The organism is Chryseobacterium sp. Leaf405 (assembly GCF_001425355.1).
In the GTDB taxonomy this organism is placed as follows: Bacteria; Bacteroidota; Bacteroidia; order Flavobacteriales; family Weeksellaceae; genus Chryseobacterium.
This window is the reverse complement of the sequence record NZ_LMQN01000015.1, coordinates 1,259,702-1,279,837: the sequence shown is the minus strand read 5'-3', so window position 1 is coordinate 1,279,837 and position 20,136 is coordinate 1,259,702. Positions and strand designations below refer to the sequence as shown.

General features: G+C 34.5%; 11 protein-coding genes. 5 read left to right on the top strand and 6 right to left on the bottom strand.

The genetic code is table 11. From position 1 onward, the window contains the following. Positions 1-80 precede the first annotated feature (80 nt). The 5 genes from topA to ASG22_RS15745 form a co-directional block, all read right to left on the bottom strand. Positions 81-2,657: a type I DNA topoisomerase gene (gene topA / locus ASG22_RS15765; RefSeq protein WP_055986681.1), complete on the bottom strand. Its 2,577-nt coding sequence runs from the start codon at positions 2,655-2,657 to the stop codon at positions 81-83. A gap of 49 nt (positions 2,658-2,706) precedes the next feature. After that, positions 2,707-3,855 carry a hypothetical protein gene (locus tag ASG22_RS15760; RefSeq protein WP_055986679.1) on the bottom strand — a complete coding sequence of 383 codons (1,149 nt, stop codon included), beginning with the start codon at positions 3,853-3,855 and terminating at the stop codon, positions 2,707-2,709. Between the two features lie 136 nt (positions 3,856-3,991). Then, the gene (locus ASG22_RS15755; RefSeq protein ID WP_082505022.1) at positions 3,992-7,504 is read right to left on the bottom strand and encodes a T9SS type A sorting domain-containing protein; all 3,513 of its coding nucleotides are present in this window, start codon (positions 7,502-7,504) and stop codon (positions 3,992-3,994) included. A 313-nt stretch (positions 7,505-7,817) separates the two neighbouring features. After that, positions 7,818-8,957: an EpsG family protein gene (locus ASG22_RS15750; protein ID WP_055986676.1), complete on the bottom strand. Its 1,140-nt coding sequence runs from the start codon at positions 8,955-8,957 to the stop codon at positions 7,818-7,820. Between the two features lie 3 nt (positions 8,958-8,960). Beyond that, on the bottom strand, positions 8,961-9,860 hold the full coding sequence (locus ASG22_RS15745) for a hypothetical protein (RefSeq protein ID WP_238586930.1): 900 nt from the start codon (positions 9,858-9,860) through the stop codon (positions 8,961-8,963). 294 nt (positions 9,861-10,154) lie between these two features. Here ASG22_RS15745 and ASG22_RS15740 point away from each other — a divergent pair, with 294 nt between their 5' ends. Genes ASG22_RS15740 through ASG22_RS15720 form a run of 5 tightly spaced genes read left to right on the top strand, consistent with a single transcriptional unit; the run spans position 10,155 to position 16,787 of the window. Continuing rightward, complete coding sequence (locus ASG22_RS15740; RefSeq protein WP_055986671.1) at positions 10,155-13,808, top strand: MMPL family transporter; 3,654 nt, start codon at positions 10,155-10,157, stop codon at positions 13,806-13,808. Between the two features lie 42 nt (positions 13,809-13,850). Then, positions 13,851-14,765 carry a hypothetical protein gene (locus ASG22_RS15735; protein ID WP_055986669.1) on the top strand — a complete coding sequence of 305 codons (915 nt, stop codon included), beginning with the start codon at positions 13,851-13,853 and terminating at the stop codon, positions 14,763-14,765. A gap of 1 nt (position 14,766) precedes the next feature. Beyond that, positions 14,767-15,906, top strand: a complete 1,140-nt coding sequence (locus ASG22_RS15730; RefSeq protein ID WP_055986668.1) for a beta-ketoacyl-ACP synthase III — start codon at positions 14,767-14,769, stop codon at positions 15,904-15,906. Beyond that, complete coding sequence (locus tag ASG22_RS15725) at positions 15,906-16,337, top strand: hypothetical protein (RefSeq protein WP_055986665.1); 432 nt, start codon at positions 15,906-15,908, stop codon at positions 16,335-16,337. Before ASG22_RS15730 ends, ASG22_RS15725 begins: the two co-directional genes overlap by 1 nt. Before the next feature lie 6 nt (positions 16,338-16,343). After that, positions 16,344-16,787 carry a hypothetical protein gene (locus ASG22_RS15720; RefSeq protein WP_055986664.1) on the top strand — a complete coding sequence of 148 codons (444 nt, stop codon included), beginning with the start codon at positions 16,344-16,346 and terminating at the stop codon, positions 16,785-16,787. Positions 16,788-17,009: 222 nt separating this feature from the next. Here the strand turns inward: ASG22_RS15720 and ASG22_RS15715 are convergent, their stop codons facing one another. Then, a complete protein-coding gene (locus ASG22_RS15715) occupies positions 17,010-19,922 on the bottom strand; it encodes a M16 family metallopeptidase (protein ID WP_055986660.1) in 2,913 nt (970 codons plus the stop codon). Positions 19,923-20,136 lie beyond the last annotated feature (214 nt).

The window sequence follows — 20,136 nt, the reverse complement described above, 5'->3', positions numbered from 1 at the left end:
TAAAAATATTACTAAGCTAAAATAAATATTGCCCTTTTTTGATATTATCAAAAAAGGGCAATATTTTAAGTATAAAACTATTATTTCTTAGCTGCCGGTTTCTTAGCCGCAGGCTTTTTCGCAGTCGTAGTTGCCTTTTTAGTCGTCGCAGCTTTCTTCGCAGCAGGTTTCTTTTTCTCCGCAAAAGCTTTCGGATCCTGGTCGGTAATCCATTTTTTAACCTCATCGAGAGAAACGTCTTTTAAGTCGTCGCTTTCGTATTTGGTATCGTCTTTTTTCTTAGGAATTTTATAAATATTCTTTCCGTGTTTTACGATCGGACCCCATCTTGCATTTTCAATTGAGATCTTTTCGGCTTCCCATTGTTGAATATAACGGTTGGCTTCTTTTTCCAACTTAGCTTCCACCAATTCGTTGATGTCGCTCTGAGAAAGATTTTCGAAGTTATATTTTTTCGGAACGTTAATGAAAATACTTTTATACTTGATGAAAGGTCCGAATCTTCCCGTTCCTTTTGTGATGCCTTCCCCTTTATAAGTTGCGATCGGCGCATCTGCAATTTTCTTTTCACTAATAATTTCTTCCGCACGTTTTTGATCTACAGACAGCGGATCTTCCCCTTTTGGAATACTGATATATGTTTCGCCCCACTTCACATAAGGACCGAATCTTCCAACTCCAACGGAAACCGGTTGTCCATCAACTTCACTTAAATCAAAAGGAAGTCTGAATAATTCCATTGCTTCTTCAAAAGTGATGGTTGCGATATTTTGACCCGTCATTAACGAAGCGAAAATTGGTTTTTCCTCATCTTCCGTTTCACCAATCTGAATCATTGCACCAAATCTTCCGATTCTTGCGTGAACATTTTTACCTGTTTTCGGATCAACTCCTAAAAGTCTGTCTCCAGTTGCTCTTTCGGCATTTTCTTCTACATCTTCAATTCTCGGATGGAATTTTGAGTAGAAATCAGTCATCATTTCTTTCCATTTCTGGCCACCGTTGGCAATTTCGTCAAAGCTTTCTTCCACTCTTGCCGTGAAACCGTAATCTAGGATTTCCATGAAATTACTGGTTAAGAAATCACTTACCACTTCACCCGTATCCGTAGGAAGAAATTTATTTTTGTCACCCCCAAATTTATCTTCAAGGATCTCTTTCTTAATTTTATCTTTTACCAAAGACATCTTCACCACTTCTCTTGTCTGTGGGTCGACCTCTCTTTTGTCAACATATTCACGGTTTTGGATGGTCTGAATTGTCGGCGCATACGTAGATGGACGACCGATTCCCAATTCTTCCAATTTTTTAACCAAACCAGCTTCCGTATATCTTGCGCTTGGTCTTGTGAATTTTTCTGTGGCTGTAATTCTTTTATATCCTAAAACTTCTCCGACATTTACTTTTGGAAGTAGTTTTTCGTTGTTTTCTTCATCATCTTCGTCAGTTTTTATAATTCCGTAAGCTTTTAAGAAACCTTCAAAAATAATTACCTCACCTTGTGCTTCAAAGTTTTGAGGAAGTTTTGGATTTCCTATTTCGATTACCGTCTTCTCTATTTTAGCATTTGCCATCTGGGAAGCCAGTGTTCTTTTGTAAATTAACTGATATAATCTGTTTAACTGAACATCACCAATGCTTGTTACTGAAAAATCAGTAGGACGGATCGCTTCGTGAGCCTCCTGTGCAGATGCCGATTTTGTTGTGTAATTTCTTGGTGAAGAATATTCCGCTCCGTATTCTGAGGTTATCTGTTTTTTAGCACCTTCAATCGCTTCCTGAGAAAGATTTACGGAGTCGGTTCTCATATAGGTAATGTATCCTTCTTCATACAATCTCTGCGCAAGACGCATCGTGTTGGTTACATTATATCCTAATCTTGAGGAAGCTTCCTGTTGCAACGTAGAGGTTGTAAATGGTGCAGATGCAGAACGTGTTCCGGGTTTTGTTTCAACATTAAGAACTTTAAACTCGGTAGTTTTTGCTAATTCTAAGAATTTTTCTGCGTCTTCTTCTTTTTCGAAATCTTTTTTAAGTTTGGCAGCAATTTCCTGCTCGGTTTTATTTAAGAAAATCCCATCAAGTTTGAAACTTGCCTTTGGCGTAAACTCACGGATTTCTTTTTCTCTTTCAACAATTAATCTTACCGCCACCGATTGTACTCTACCTGCTGATAATCCCGGTTTTACCTTTTTCCAGAGAACCGGAGACATTTCAAAACCTACGATTCTGTCTAAAACTCTTCTTGCCTGTTGGGCATTTACTAAGTTCTGGTCGATATCCCTTGGATTGTCAATTGCTTTTAGAATAGCATTTTTAGTAATCTCATGGAAAACAATTCTTTTTCTATTTTCCGGTTTTAATTTCAACTCGTCTGCCAAGTGCCATGCAATAGCCTCTCCTTCGCGGTCTTCATCGGAAGCCAGCCAAACCATTTCCGCTTTCTTCACAGCGGCTTTCAATTCGGTTACCAATTTCTTTTTGTCGGCAGAAACTTCGTAATCGGGAGTGAAAGTTCCGAGGTCAATCCCCATTCCTTTTTTAGGCAAATCCCGGATATGACCGAAACTGGATTTCACATCGAAATCTTTACCTAAATACTTCTGAATAGTTTTTGCCTTTGCCGGTGACTCGACGATTACTAAATTTTTCGACATTCTAAAATTTTTGCAAAAGTATAGCTTTTTTATTAGATAGGTTTTGGAATTACATTTTATTTAATAATTCTAAGGGTGCAACGAAGACTCTGTACAAGATTCCTTCGAAGGTAAAACCCTTTCCTGACATCTCTACTCTATATAATAATGAGAAAATGACAATAAATAAAATTATATAGAATTTTCTGTTAACAACAATTGGCTCAAAAGCATATACAGAACCGCCTTTCTTCAATAATAAGGCAAAAAGCACAATGATGAGCATCATGTGAATATACATCCATCTTCCCCAGTCTATTGCCAGGTAAAATAAAGGAAAAGAGAATAAAAATGCACCAATCAATAAAATAGATAAAACCTTTCGGTTATTTAGATATTTTAAATAATAAGCCAAATGCAAAACACTTAAACCTAAACTTATAAAATACAAAAGATATTCATTAAGATGTTCTTTGATATACTCTCTTTCATTAATATTCCAATAGAAAATTCCGTAGATTGGATGAACGTCTCTATCTGCGAGAATCTGAAGAGACATCCCTTCATTTACATTTTTACCAAATTTTAAAATCAGCAGTGTAGGAATTCCGACAGAGAGAAAATATTTAACATATCTTTTCCATTCAAATCTTCCTGTTTTTAAATATAATGCAATCGCAAAATAAGGAACATAAAATAAAACCACTTCATGCAAAAATGTTGTGATACAAAGCGCAACACAGAAAATATATTCTTTGTTTTTTGAAAGTTTATCATTATCTAAAAGATAGACAAACCAAGTGAACAAAAGAAAAACAATAAATTCTTTCTTCCCAACATAAGTCACAGTATTCAAAAGTCCTACAAAACCAATTGAAGATAATAACAATGATAAATACAAAAAATCAGTGACTTTGTAACGAATCAGTTTTGTGTACAGCCAAAAGAATCCCGAAATAATTAAAAACTGAAAGAAATATACCAGATAATTCAGTCTTATGTGCGTAAGATCCTGCAACAGGAAAAAGAAACTTCCAGACAGACCTCTTCGCTTAAAACCACCATCCTGATAATTAATCAGCCAGTCGGCAAGAATGTATCCGTCATCTTTCAGATTGTAATAAAAAGTAAATATGAGGGTATAAACAGCAACAACTGCAATAAGAAAATAGATAAAAATCTTGATATTAAAGTTTTGTACAATCCTGTTGAGCATCATAAAGTGTTTTAAATTGGGAAATAAAAAAGAGAAACAAAACAGTTTTCGGTTTGCATCATCATTTTCAGCGTTCAAAAATAATGAATTTAACTTAATTGCCGCTTTATTTCTCTTTAGCTAATTATTAAATCTATGATTATTCTTTAATAATTTTCACAATCTCTTTTGAGTCATTTACTCTTAATAAATAAGCTCCTGAAATAAGAGAAGAAAGATTGGTTTTACCATTTTCAAATTTCCCGGATTTCACCAACTGCCCAGACATATTGTATACCTGATAGTAATATGCATCTTTATTATCCTGTGTCTGAATGTGTAAATCATCTTTCACGGGATTTGGGAAGAAAGTAACTTTTTCTTTAACGATATTCTGAACATCATTTGGTCTCAAAATAGCAGAAGGTGCCGCAGCAGGCAAAGAAGTAATCTGAAGTTTCTGAATGACACCTTCTTCGTTTCCATCGGCATCATATTTAATTTTCACACAACGACAGCTCATTCCGAAATAAGGATCGTTGTTATCATGAAACGCAATCATTCTGTTTGCCGTAGAAGCTGCATCAAATAAAATATTAATGGGTCTTCCGATATAATTTGAATTTAAAGCTGCCGTCCAGACTCCCGGATACTGATAATTAATTGTATTAAACGTTCCTGTAGAGGTCTGATTAGTCACGACACTTCTGAAACCACGCGATCCTGAATTCGGATAATTTCCGATTCTGTAAGAAGGATCATTATAAATATACCCGATTGTATAACTTGCAGAGGCACTTCTTCTTACTCTTTGTCCCAAATAATCATTAACAACACTGTATGATGTTGCTACATTTTTATCTTTTTTATACCAAGGAGTAAAACCAAAATCCTGACCGGAAGCGATCATTACTCCGGTAAGATCGGGAATTCTCCAACCTTCAGGACAAGGATCGAAAGGTGATTTTTTGCCACCCCTTCCCCATCGGTCTAAAGCTAAGTTCGGTTCGTTTGCCAACCAGTCTGTACCATTGGTGTACAGCGGAACAGCACTGTTATATGCAGCAAAAGTACTCGGAATCATATACACCAAAGGATTTCTAACTGAATAAGAAAGAACTTTTGCAATCTTGTCAGAAACTTTATCTGTAGCAGAGACATTGGCATTTGCAGAATTTGTATAGGTGTTGTAAGGAACAATATAACTTCCAGCCAGATTATTATAAGTCGCATATGGAAGAGTTGTATAAGTCGCCGTTCCGCTTGCTGAAACATTTCCTAAATAAACAGAGTGAGAAGCTCTGTCATCAGCATATTGGAAAATCGGGATCGGATCTTTTCTTCCCCATTGATAATGTAATCCTGTTGAGGCTTTAATTTTCGCCAGCTCCGCCAGTGTAGGCGTCAATGGATTGACTACAACAGGAAAAGCGTCAGTTGCCCCCAGATTTCTGTCCATAAATTCTGTCTGGAAAACGTTATCTCCTTTTTGTATGTAATTAACGTAATTCGTTACTGAACCTACCGGCAATTCTGTTGTATAATTATAGGAGCCAACTGCCGTATCTGTTACCCAAATATGCCAAGACCAGTATACCGGATTGGAAATACTTCCATTATGTAAAGTAACTACTGCATTTCCTATTTGATTTGGGTTGATCGTTACTGCAATGCTTGATGACGATATGGCTCCCAAAGAATTAGGAGATGGATTTACCACTGTTACATTATTTATTAAACTTGTATTTGTCGTCCAAAGAATATTTGTTTTAAGATTATTAAAATTAGCCGGATTTAAAATTTCTTTATTATTTAAAAGCTGACTTTGTACAGAAAATGCTTTACTTACAGGAATATTAATTACTGTTGCTGAGGTATTTTTCACAATCTGATACGTATTAGGATTACTAAGTCCTTCACGATATTCCGTTTCAGGAAGAAGATATTCTGTCGGGAAGTTATAATCATTCACTACATACAAAGGATCTTTTATACAGCGGCATCCGGCAGCATCGGTCGTAGAATTGGCTCCTAATGGGAAATACCAGTACCTTCCCACCACATTCGGAGAATTAGAATCCGGAACATCCGGCTGAGTTTTATCCGGAATCATAAACAACGTTCTTGCTCCCACTGCAGGAGTCGTATCAAAATGTCTGGCCATTGTAGCCGTCCATAAAGTTGTCTGATGCTGATCGGTATACTGCCCCTGATGAGCATTGAAAACGATTGCACCCGTTCCTGGAAAAACACCCATATTGAAACTAACCGCATTGGATAAGTCATAACCGAAATTAGGATACAACTTAAAATTGGTCATGAAACTCGGAACTCCGGAATCTGTCGGTTTTATTTTGTGATAATTATTCGCTTCAAAAACATTTTTAGCCATATTGGTTCTTACTCCAAAAGGTGAATAATCTACCCTAATATCATCTACATACGTTGAAGAAGCCAGATTAGCGACCAAAGCAGAAGGAACCCGCCATCCGTTCGGGCAAGGGTCGTACGCTGACTTATTTCTATAGGGCTGCGCTGAAGCATCAGCATTATAATTGGTATTGATTTTCCCTTCAGAATTATCAGACCAAAGATTAAGCTCAGGTAGCTGACTGTCGTTCATACCCGGCATTTTACCAAACCAATTGACCATTAAGTTTGCATTATTGTTATAATAGGCAATCCCGGAATTGTCATCTTTATTTACATAAATAAGACTCATCGGATTTTTTACTGAAAGTCTTAGATTGTTTGCAATATTGGCATTTGACAGTAAAACAAATTGTCTAAGATTATCAAAACTAATAGCACCCGTAAAATTTTTAGCACCTCTGTGTCGTATCCTTCCGATAGAACCGGAAACTTCATAAAAATCATTCCCTCTGTAAACCAACGGCGGAATAGGATCTTTTCTTCCCCATTGATAAAGCAGCCCACCGTTTCTGTTCCATTCATCTGCTGTGATTGAACTTCCAACAGCTCCTAAATTCCTATCCATCCAGCCCCAATCTGTATCGGGAATATTTTCCACTGTACCATCTGCTCTTTCTCGCTTTAAATTGGCAAAACTTTTATATTTTGAACCGTTGGAAGGATCATCGGTCACCCAAATATGCCATGACCAAAAAATTTCACCTGCAATCCTGAAAACCACTACTGCATTTCCTTTTTTTGCTTTATTAACAGGAACTTTAATTTTTGCATTCTGACCGGAATCTATTACCTCTAAAGTGTATCCTGAACCAGATTTTATCAGCCCGTGATTATCTTCCCATAAAACATCGGCAGTTATTTTTCCTGTAGGAATAGCAGATCCACCGATATACCGATCTTTTTCCCACATTGCATATGCTTTTTTCACAGGAATATACAATCCGTCTGCATTTTGGCTTGGATCAAATATATAACTGTTGGGCGCTCTTGACCAATCAGGAACAATACTTCCGGGGCTTTTATTTAAGATGTTGGTTTCATCAAAGAGAATATTCTTTGTAGGATTTATGTGATTATTGCTGATATTTAATTTGTTACTTAAAGTATCAACATTTTTACTGTGAGAATATTTCAGCATAGATAAATACTCCCTACTAGTTCCTATGCCTACCTCTGCATAGAAGTCATTTGTAGCCAGACAACAAAGTAGCGCCGTAAAATTGTAAATTAATCTATTCATGTTTTCTTGATATTATGTGTCTATTGCAAAATACAATTTTTGAACCCTTATTAACAAAAATCAATTTATTTTAAATATAATTAACAAATAAATAACATTAAAAACTAAAAACACACTCTTAATGCATTATATATACGAAAAACATATTCCAATATTAATCTGTGAAGATATAGTAATTTTCTATATTTTTTAATGCTTACAATCAATTTGAACCAATCTTAATCCTGAAAATTTTATTGATATTGTGATAACATAAACAAAAAAAGACAGCATCTGAAACGCTGTCTTTTAATATCATTTAATTGTTAATGGATTATGGTAAAATATGATTATGATAAAGATCAAAAGTAAATCTTCCACCGATAATATTTTTGAAACTTGAGAATACGACGAAATTAAATATCGTAAGTGCAATGATGAAAGAATAGATCATTCTTTTCTTATTGATATTCACAACGTACATCGCATTAGGAATAATGATATACGCAAAGCCAATAAATGCGCCCGCCAATCGTGAGGCAAAAATTGGGTTATTTCTAAAAATAAAATAAAAACAGATTCCGATGACGACATAAGCCCTGTGATATTCATAATAAGGGAACTTTTCTTTCATTTTCGTATCAAAAGTAAAGAGGAAGAAGGTAAGGATCGCCATCATCACTTCAGGAATACCAATCGCTCCGTTGAGCCTTTCCACAGATTCATCCATATATCCGTTAAAACCTACAGCCAACGTATTATCGGCGGCAATACTGGTCATAAAATTACCGAATACACGATATACTTCAAACGGAGACAGGAAAATGGAAGTTATAATCATTACAAGCATTACTCCCTTGCTTAAAGGAATCCTTACCAACCAATACATCGGAAGAAAGATATAGCAGACATTATGAATTCCTCCTGCAAGATATATACATAAAAGATATGCCCAAAGCTTTCGTTCTTTAATGTATCTCAACCCAAAATAAGCGATAAACGATCCCAAATTTTGTCTGATCTGACCACTTTCACCAATAAAAAAACCTGGAATAAAAATGAAAAGCATGAAGGTAAAGGGGTAAAAAGTATTGTCATCTGTATATTCTACCTTAAAATAAATCGCAAAAATGGCGACTACCAAGGTCAGCATATAATATGGTGCATTGAAGATATTCAGTAAAATCTTATTAATAAAAACATAAAGCCATTCTATTTCCATCGGCTGAGGTCCTTCCAAAGTAAGAGCTTTCATAAAAATAGACACATAATCTTTAGTATCAGAATAGGTATACATCGCACGATAACTTCCGAAATCGGGACCTACATTATCACGAAGCCCTGCAATGATTACCAAATAGGCTCCTAAACCCCAAAGCCATCTTTTATCAACTTTACCATGAAAAACTTCCTGATAACTGAAAATCAGCATGTAGATAATGGCAATTATATAGTATGGATGTAATAGATGCATACCTTAGATATATTGTTTTTTAAACTTATATGATGCCATTACAATTCCTGTAAGAATCAACGGCATAAATAATCTGGTTTCCCAAAAAAGTCCTACTAAAGTAATCATGACAAGATAAGGCGCAGAGAAAAACAAATATTTTCTGATCATCATCTTACCTACATCATCGCTGAATTGATACCCAAAATAAATACTTAATATTCCAAACAAAAGTCCCGTCAGATTATAAGGACTTGTAAAATTTTTAACCAAATAAATCCCTTCTACGAAAGAGGCATTCTGATGAATCATCATTCTCAAGCCAATATATGGTAAAATAAAGCACATTACCAAAAATGCTATTTCTTTTATAAAGACAAAATTTTTCTTTTTCACTTCTTCAAAATCAATAAAAATAGCAGCAAAAAAAGCAATATTGAGACAAGCAGTTTCTCTCACCAATGTTGAAATAATAATTGTTATTCCAAGACCGATAAGATCAATCATTTTTCTATTCTCCAAATACTTCAAAGTCAAAAAAATTCCCAACACGTAAAAAAATATGGCAACAGAATCACAATTTGTGGGAACATACTGCATAATCACAATAAAAAAAACAGCAATTAAGTGCACCATTCTTTTCACATTGTCGTTTATAAGAAGATGTACGGGTTTTAATTTCAGAATACGATTTAAAATAACCGAAGTAAGAATAAAAAAGAAAACATTAATCAAAAATGTACTGTGATAAAACAGAGAACCTTGTTTTAAAAGAAAACTTTTCGCAAAAGACAAATAATCATCAATAATAAAAGTTACCATTTCTGTTACATAAACACTCAGAAAATTCGGGATTACACGATAGGCGTATACCGATGAGAACATAAAGTCGGGTGCCTTTTCCCAGGATTTAATACCAACCACGTAGGAAGTTTCAAATCCGTAATAGGAAATAAAAAAAAGTAGAAAAGGGAAGATTATTACAAATAAAAATCCGTTTATTTTTTCATCAAAAGTTTTAAACATATCAAACTCTAAGCGTTAATACTTAGCAAATTTTGTTTTAAAATGTGCTTTCTTAATCGGGAACTTCTGCAAAAGTAGATTTTTTTTCATTCGGGCTAAAATATTTTATTGATTTTCAGTGAAAACTTATTGTTAAAACTTTTTAAACTACTCCTGAAAAAATTAAATTTGCAAACTTGATTTTACAATTTAATGCACAGGTTTTTTATATTTTTATATTATCTGATTTCTAAAAACAAGCTTCTGTCTGTATTTTTTGCGGTCGGGATTGCTGTTTTATGCGGATTTTTTGCTTCAAAAATTAATTTTGAGGAAGATATTAATCAGATCATTCCTAAAAATGAAAAATCTGATCTTACGGCAAAAGTTCTGAAACAGCTCAACTTTTCAGATAAAATTATTGTTATCATTGAAAACAAATCCCAAGAAGAAAATTTTCAGCTTTCGGAAACTGCCGATACTTTCTTAACTAAAATTGATCCTTTACAAAAATATATTGGTTCGGTTCAGGGGAAAGTAAATGATAATGAAATTACAGAAACCTTCGACTTTGTCAATCAAAATCTTCCTTTATTTTTAAATGAAAACGATTATAAGGAAATTGAAAGGAAACTGCAAAAAGACAGCATCGCAGAACAGGTGGAGAACAATTATGTTTCTCTGGTTTCACCAACAAGCTTAGTGACCAAAGAATTCATCAAAAAAGATCCGCTCGGCATTACTTTTTTAGGGATTAAAAAACTGAATGCTTTAAATATCAGCAAAGATTTTAAGCTTGAAGACAATTACATCGTTACCAAAGACGGGAAAAACCTGCTGCTTTTCATCGATCCGAAAAATAAAAGCAACGATACCAAAAACAACGAAACTTTCGTCAATCAATTAAATGAAATAAAAGGCAACCTCAACGAACAGTTCAAAGGAAAAACGGAGATCAGTTATTTTGGTTCGCCTGTCATTGCGGTTGCCAACGCCCAGCAGATTAAAAAAGACATTCAGAATACGGTTATTATTTCGATGACGGTGCTTTTGTTGTTACTGATGTATTATTTCAGGAATGTTTTCACGCCGATTATTGTTTTTCTTCCGACGGTTTTCTCCGTCTTGCTGGCTTTGTTGATTTTATATTTTATTAAAGATAAAATTTCTGCCATTTCTTTAAGTGTCGGAGCCATTCTGATCGGAATTACAATTGATTATGCGCTGCATATTTTGACGCATTACAAACACAATAACAATATTGAAGAACTTTACAAAGAAATCACGCAACCGATTATTTTAAGCAGTGCGACGACGGCAGTTTCGTTTTTATGTCTGGTTTTTGTACGTTCTGAAGCGTTAAAAGATTTAGGACTTTTTGCAGCGATCACCGTGATATTTTCTTCGATTACGGCATTAATTATTGTTCCGCAATTATATAAACCCAAGACAAAAGAAAAACAAACCAACACCAATTTTATTGATAAAATCGGGTCTTATCCTTATGAAAAGAATAAGCCATTAATCATCATTTGTTCGATCATTATTGTGGCATGCCTTTTCGGTTTCAGACACGTTGGTTTTAATGAAGATATCGGAGATTTAAATTATATTCCTAAAGATTTAAAAATCAGCGAGGCAAAATTGGAGAAACTTTCAGACATTACTTCAAAATCCATTTATACGATTTCTTACGGAGATTCTGAAGATGAAGCTTTGGCAAGAAATTCTCAATTGAGTCAGTTTTTAGAAAAGGAAAAGAACGAAGGAAAAATTTTAAGTTATAATTCTCTCGGAAATGTTGTCTTATCAAAAAAAGATCAACAAAAAAAGATAGAATTATGGCAGAAATTCTGGGATTCCAATAAAAAGAATCAAACGATTTCTGAATTAATCAGTAACGGAAATAAATTTGGCTTCAACAGTTCTGCGTTTGATCAGTTTAATGAAAATCTGAACAAAAACTATTCTACGTTAACGTTGAAAAATTATGAAAGTATAAAAGCTTTACAGATTTCTGAATTTTTAAGTCAAGAAAATGGTTTTTATACCGTTTCCAATGTCGTAAAAGTGGACGAAAAGAAAAGAGACGCGTTCATTAAAGATGTTGAAAAGAAACATGATGCTTTGGCAATAGACCGTCAACAGATGAATGAGAACTTTTTAGGTTTATTAAAAAGAGATTTTAATACCTTGATTAATTATTCGCTTCTCGCCATTGTTTTAACAATTATTGTTTTCTTCAGAAATTTTGAATTGACTCTTTTGACGATGTTTCCGATCGTGTTGACGGGAATTGTAACGGCAGGAATTCTCTATTTTTTAGGCTTGGAATTAAATATTTTCAGTACCGTTGTTTGTACACTGGTTTTCGGAGTTGGAGATGATTTCAGTATTTTCCTTACTCAAGCCATGCAAAAGGAACATACGACAGGAAAAAACGAGCTTCCGACGTACAGAACGTCTATTATTCTTGCGGTTTTTACAACCATATTATCCATCGGTTCTTTAATTTTTGCCAAACATCCGGCGTTGCATTCATTAGCGTTAGTCGCTTTGATAGGAATGTTTTCTGTAATTATTATTACCTCAACATTATACCCGTTCTGGTTTAGATTACTGATTACCAACAGAGCAAAAAAAGGACTTTCACCAATAACTTTCAGATTATTTGTTCGTTCGGTAGTATCATTTATCTATTACGGTTTAGGTGGACTTATCTTTTCTTTCTTCGGACATTTCTTTGTAAAAAAAGCAAAAGGAAAAACGTTAGAAAACATCAAAAAAGCGATTGCGTTATTTTTGAAATCAGTGCTGCATCTTACGCCTTTTGTAAAGAAAACAGTGATTAGAAATCCTCATGAAGATTTCAGCAAACCTTGTGTCATTATTGCTAATCACACTTCGTTTTTAGATACTTTGGCGCTCGCAATGGCAACTCATAAAATTATTTACCTGGTGAATGATTGGGTATACGATTCTCCGGTTTTTGGAAAATTGGTAAGAGCATTAGGCTTCTTCCCTGTTTCTCAAGGCATAGAAAATGGAATGGACAAGCTAAAGGAAAAAATTGATCAAGGCTATTCTTTAATGGTATTTCCTGAAGCCGAACGTTCTTATACCAATGATGTTAAAAGATTCCATAAAGGAGCTTTTTATATTGCAGAACAATTCGGGTTGGATGTTGTGCCTGTCTATATTCATGGGAACTCAGAAGTCCTTCCGAAAGGTGATTTTATTATCTATGACGGAGCCATCACAGTAAAAGTTGGTGAAAGAATTGATAAAGATGATTTGAGTTTTGGAAAAAATTACTCGGAAAGAACAAAAAAAATCAATTTCTATTTCAGAAATGAGTTTGCAAAGCTGAGGAATGAACTTGAAGACGAAAATTATTTTAAGAAAAAACTGTTTTTAAGTTATTTATATAAAGACAGCGAAGTCGTAAAAGCAGTAAAAGATGATTTTAATAAAAACAAATCGGTTTACTTTGAACTCAATAAACACATTCCGAAAGATGCGAGTATTTTACACTTAGCCAATGATTTCGGACAGAAAGATATTTTGTTAACCCTACAGCAGGCGGACAGAAGAATTTTCAGTTTGATTGCAAATGATGAAAAAAGGCAAACCGCCAAACAGACCTATTTGGTAAAGAAAAGAAAGATCACCTATATAAAAAGTTTGACTGAAATTAATAAAAACATCAATGTACTTTTAATTTCTGACGAAAATTTTCATCTAAATGATTGGGCAGTACTTCCTGAAACAATCATTTTTGTAAATGTGAAAAATAATCTGCCTGAAAACAGTAATTATATGCTGGAATACAGCTCAGAATCAATAAAAGTATATAAGTCTGCATAATAAATATGAAAAGCATATTTTTGTAATCGCGAAAAAATAGTAATGAAAAAAAGGATACTGGTTATATATTATACACAAACGGGGCAACTTGAGGATATTGTAAAGAATGTCGCCAAGCCGTTTGAAAATAAAAAAGAAGAATATGACGTCACTTATTACAACATCAAGCTGAAGGAAGATTTTCCTTTTCCTTGGTCTGGTGATGTGTTCTTCAATACTTTTCCGGAATCTTATCTTCAGATCCCCAGCGAAATTCTTCCGCCGCCGGAAGAGGTTTTAAATGAAAAATTTGACTTAATTATTTTTGGGTATCAGGTTTGGTATTTAACACCGTCTATCCCGATCATTTCTTTTCTGAAAAGCAAATATGCCGAAAGTATTCTGCAAAACACTCCGATGGTTACCATTTCCGGTACAAGAAATATGTGGATGCTTTCTCAGGAAAAACTAAAAGTATATTTAAGAGATCTGAAAGCAAAACTGGTTGGAAATATTGCATTAGTAGACAGACACGATAATTATACAAGTGTATTAACAATTCTTCGCTGGATGACCACCGGACAGAAAGAAAAATCAGGAATTCTTCCTGCTGCAGGAGTTTCTGATGAAGAAATTACAGGTTCTGTGAAATACGGAAATATCATTGAAAAACATTTTTCTGATAACACGCTGGAAAACCTTCAGCCGGATTTGGTGAAAAACGGAGCCGTAGAAATCAGGGCATTCCTGGTAAGAGTAGAGAAAGTGGGAAATAAAATTTTCACAATCTGGTCTAATCTTATCATCAAGAAAAAAGAGAAACGCCCATTGCTTATTAAATTCTTTAAGGTATATTTGATGGCAGCGATCTGGATTATATCACCAATCGTATTGGTTCTACACCTGCTGACAACACCTATTTTTTGGGCAAAAAGAAAAAAACAAAGAGAATATTTACAAGGAATTAATTTAAAATAGAATGTACGACGTATTTATAACAAAAGCATCAACATACTTACCCAATGAGCCGGTTTCAAATGATGAAATGGAAACGTATCTTGGTTATATAAATGACGCAAAATCTAAAGCAAAAGCTCTTATTTTAAGAAATAACAAAATCACGACAAGATATTACGCTTTAGACAAAGAAGGAAATCCTACCCATACCAACGCTCAGATTGCAGCAAATGCCGTGAAGCAGCTTTTTGATGACAAATTCAAAAAAGAAGATATGGAACTGCTTTCCGTAGGGACTTCTTCGCCTGACCAGATTCAACCTTCGCATGCTTCCATGATTCATGGTGAGCTTGATATTAATAAATCTTTGGCAATTAATACCGCATCAGGACTTTGTAATTCCGGTATGAATGCACTGAATTACGGATTTCTTTCAATAAAAGCAGGTGCCAACAACAATGCAGTTTGTGTTGGTTCCGAAAGAATGTCGGCATGGATGACCGCTGATAAATTCAATCATGAGGCAGAGAATTTGGTTTTATTAGAGGAAAGACCAATTATTGCTTTCAAAAGAGAATTCCTGAGATGGATGCTTTCTGACGGAGCCGGAGCTTTCTTATTAGAAAACAAGCCCAGAGAAAACGAAACCAATCTAAAATTAGAATGGATTGATTTCTATTCATACGCTCACGAAATCGAAGCCTGTATGTATGCCGGTTGCGAAAAACAGGAAGACGGAAGTTTAAAATCATGGGCAGATTACCCGTCTGATGAATGGCTGAAGCAATCTATTTTTGCTTTAAAACAAGACACTAAAATTTTAGATAAATATATTCTGGTAAAAGGTGCAGAAAGTTTAAGATCATCTTTTGATAAGCACAGCTTAGATCCGGATTCTATTGATCACGTATTGGCTCATATTTCTTCAGGCTACTTTAAAGAAGGCTTAAAAGAAGAATTTGCCAATGTAGGATTAGATTTCCCATGGGAAAAATGGTTTTATAATCTTTCCGAAGTTGGAAATATCGGGGCAGGTTCTATTTTCATCGCTTTGGAACAACTGATGAATTCAGGAAATTTGAAAAAAGGAGAAAAAATACTTCTTTGCGTGCCTGAAAGTGGAAGATTTGCTTACTCATGTGCTCTTTTAACAGTTTGCTAATGGAAAACAAATTGCCGACATCTGATCAGAATTTTGTGGAAAGTTTAATTCCGCAGCGATTTCCTTTTGTGATGGTCAACAGCATTGCAGATTATTCTGAGACACAATTAATTTCAGGATTCGAAGTAAAAGAGGAAAATATTTTTGTTCAGAACGGAGTTTTTCAGGCTTCCGGTTTAATTGAGCATCAGGCGCAGAGTGTGGCTTTACACACCGGTTACAAATATTATTTACTGGGAAAAGAAGCTCCGACAGGATATATTGGCGCCATCAAAACTTTTGAAGCAGATACATTGCCCAAAGTTGGAGATATTCTGAAAACAGAAGCTACGATACTTAACGAAATGATGGGCGTAACTTTGGTGGAGATTATTACCAAAATTAATGATACAGTTATCGCAAAATCTCAGATGAAAACGGTTGTAAAATAATTTTTAATGGAAATCAAGGAAGAAAATATCATCAACATACACAATTTTTTACCTCATCGTGAACCGATGCTGATGACGGATTATATTCTGGAATTAACTCCGGAAAAAGTAATTACTTCCTTTGAAATAAAAGAAGACAACATTTTTGTTCATAATAATGAATTCGTTGAAGCGGGCTTGATTGAAAATCTCGCACAGACTTGTTCATCGATTCTTGGACAAAGTTTCTTCGAAAATCCTGACGCAGATACAAAAGTAATCGGTTTTATTACCAATATCAAAAAAATTGAAATTTTCGCGTTGCCGAAAGTAGGTGACAAAATCATTTCAAAAGCCTCATTGATTGCGCAATACGAAAATATCTGCCATATCTTTTGTGAAACTTTTCTTGAGAATGAATTGTTGATAAGAGGTGAAATTAATCTATTTATTCAGGAAGTAAAATCATAGAAAATTTACTTTAAATATATAAAGCTGCACAAAACGTGCAGCTTTTGTTTTTTCTAATTGCTGGAAAAACGCAAATGCGCAAAGTTTTTTATTTCTTAAACTTCATTAAGGCGCAAGGATTTTATCTTCGATAAAATTTCATACTGAAAACGATTAAACGCTCTCCAAACAAAAAAAGTGAGGTATTTCTACCCCACTTTCAATAATATTTAAATCTGAAGATTAGTATCCGAAGATCTCTTCAAGAGAAACCTCTTTAAATTCACCCATTTTATTAATAGACTCCATATTCAGGTTTTCTTTTTTCCCGATGATGGCTGTGTTGTATTTCAATGGCTTGATTTCAGTATCATAAAAACTCGTCAGCTGAGGCAAAGTCAGCCCTTGAATTTCAGCATAAATATCTTTTCTGATATCATAATCAACACCCAATTTTTTCAATGCCAATTGATTAAAATAAATACTTGTTCTGTTGATTCTGTTGGATGCGATTTGCTTTAATGCAGACCCTTTTGAGTTCTCGAACTGTGCCGGAATCTGAGGCAATTGTGCCATCAAGTCATTCATGGCTATCACGGCTAACGGTAATTTATTAGATTGAGTTCCTATATAATTTGTCACATAATTCGGGTGATTCATTTCATTAGCATTGGCAAAAGAAACATACGCCGAATATGCCAGTGACTTACTTTCTCTGATTTCCTGGAAAACGATAGAAGATAATCCACGTCCGAAATATTCATTGAAAACATTGGCTTTCCCGAAGTTTCCTAGATTCACGTTGCTTCCTTTCGCAATTTTAGACATTTCCATTTGTACCATGTCATAATTAGTAAAATATACTTTACCTTCTGTAGCTGGCTCAGCATATATTTTTGCTTTTGCAGGCTGTAAAGTTGTATTGGCAATGTAAGACTTAATTGCTTTCTCTAAGTTACTTTGATCCTGTCCATAAATGAAAACTTCATAAGGATATTGGTTAATCGTCTTGATTTTTTTCATCAGATCAACTACGTTGATGCTTTGCATACGCTCCTTGGAAACAATATCCGTCATTCTGGAATCTTTCCCGTATTTCGCATAATTACTTAAAGCCATCATAATTCTACCTTTATCTTTTTTAGCAACATCTCTTGCTTCAAGAATTGTTTTTACAGTCTGATCATAGATTGCTTTGTCTGCTTTTACGTTGGCAAGCCAATGGTTCATCAATTCGACCCCTTTTTTCATATTGCTTTCAAGACCGCTTAAAGTAATCACCGTCTGGTCATTTGAAGTTCTGAAACTGTTGGAAATTCCTAGTTTATAGAATTCCTCTTTTAACTGTTCAGGCGTATATTTATCTGTTCCTAAGTATTCTAAAACAGAAATAGCAAGGGATAATTCTTTATCATTATCGGTTCCGAAAGGGAAAATATAATTTACCTGAGCAATCTCATTATCTTTATTTTTAACGAAACTTACTTTTTTATCTTTGATTTGAGAAGTCTGGATTGCCGTTTTATAATCAATAAATTCAGGCTGAATCGGTGTAGGTTTTACTGCTAAAACATCTTCAAGGAAAGGCGACTGCGCTCCTCTGTTCAGTTCAATCGGAGTGATTCCAGGATTTTCTACCCTTACCAATTTATCGTTAACTCCTTTTTCTTTGTAAACAACAACATAATTATTTTTGAAAAACTCATTGGCAAATTTTACAACATCAGCTTTTGAGATTTTTTCATATTCATTAATTTCGTCTAATTCCTGCTGCCAGGTTCTTCCGTTGATATAGGTATCGTAAAGATTGGTTGCCAATCCATCCGCAGTTTCCCAAGTTTTCATTCTCTGAACTTTCTTATCATTTACGATTGCCTTTAACATCCAATCCGGGAATTGACCTTTTTTAACTAAATCGATTTGATCTAACAATAATTTCTTAGCATCATCGAAACTCTGCCCTTCTTTTGGAGTTACAGATAACGCAAAAGATCCGTACATTTTAAAAGGAGATTCATAAGCACCCGCTCCTAACGTTTTTTGTTTTTGATTGATATTAAGATCAATTAAACCTGCATCACCTCTGTTACTTAGAATTTCAGCGACAACATCAGCCAATCTTGCTTCCTGAGTTCCGTAAGAATCCGTTCTCCAAGCCATTGTCATTCTCGGTGCCGATGGGCTTTTCACTGTTCTGGTAACGATTGAAGTCATCGGAGCTTCTGTTACCATTTTTTTCATTGGCAATTCTTTATATTTGAAAGTTCCGAAATATTGATCAACTAATTTTATCGTTTTATCATAATCCAGATCACCAACCAAAACAACCGCCATATTATTAGGAACATAATACGTATCAAAATACTTGTGAATCGCAACCATTGAAGGACTTTTCAAATGTTCCGAAGTTCCTATTGTCGTTTGTTGTCCATTTGGATGTTTTGGAAATAACGCTTCCATTAAAGCATAATTTACTAAACGGCCGTCGTTATCCTGCGCTCTGTTATATTCTTCATAAACCGCCTCCAATTCTGTATGGAAAAGTCTTAAAACCAATTCAGAAAAACGTTCTTTTTCTATGGTCAACCATTTTTCCAATTCGTTAGAAGGAATATTGTTTTTATAAACAGTTTCATCCAACCAAGTGTGAGCGTTGGTTCCCGTTGCACCTAACGATGAAATCGCTTTATCATACTCGTTGGCGATGGCAAATTTTGAAGCAGCCTGAGAAACTTCGTCTATTTTCTTGTATAATTGTTTTTTCTTAACAGGATCTTTTTCTGCTTTGTGCTGCTCATAAAGATCAGAGATTTGCTGAAGCAATGCTTTCTCTTTAGCCCAATCCTGAGTTCCCAAATGGGATGTTCCTTTGAAAACCATGTGCTCAAGATAGTGAGCCAATCCTGTATTATCGCTCGGATCATTGTTAGAACCTGTTCTTACCGGAATGTACGTCTGAATTCTCGGAGCATCTTCATTTTTAGCCAAATATACTTTCAAACCGTTCTTTAAAGTATACACCCTAACGCCTGATTGGTCATTTTTTACAGTTTCATAAGCATAACCTTGATTATCTGTTAGTTTTTGTGTTTCAAATTTCTGAGCCATTGCATTAATCATGCAAAAAACAGAAACAGAAATGAAAAATTTCTTCATAGTATTATTTTATATTAATCAAATTTCAAATGGATTAGTCTGAATTAATCTCGCATTTGTTACAGATTATCCATTTTACAAATATGAGATATTTTTCATGCTTAATTGAGATGAATATGAATTGTGTTTTGATCTTATGAAAAATAAATATGAGTTACATATAATCTATTTTCACTATTTTAGCCGATTGATAAAGTTAATCACAAAACAGATG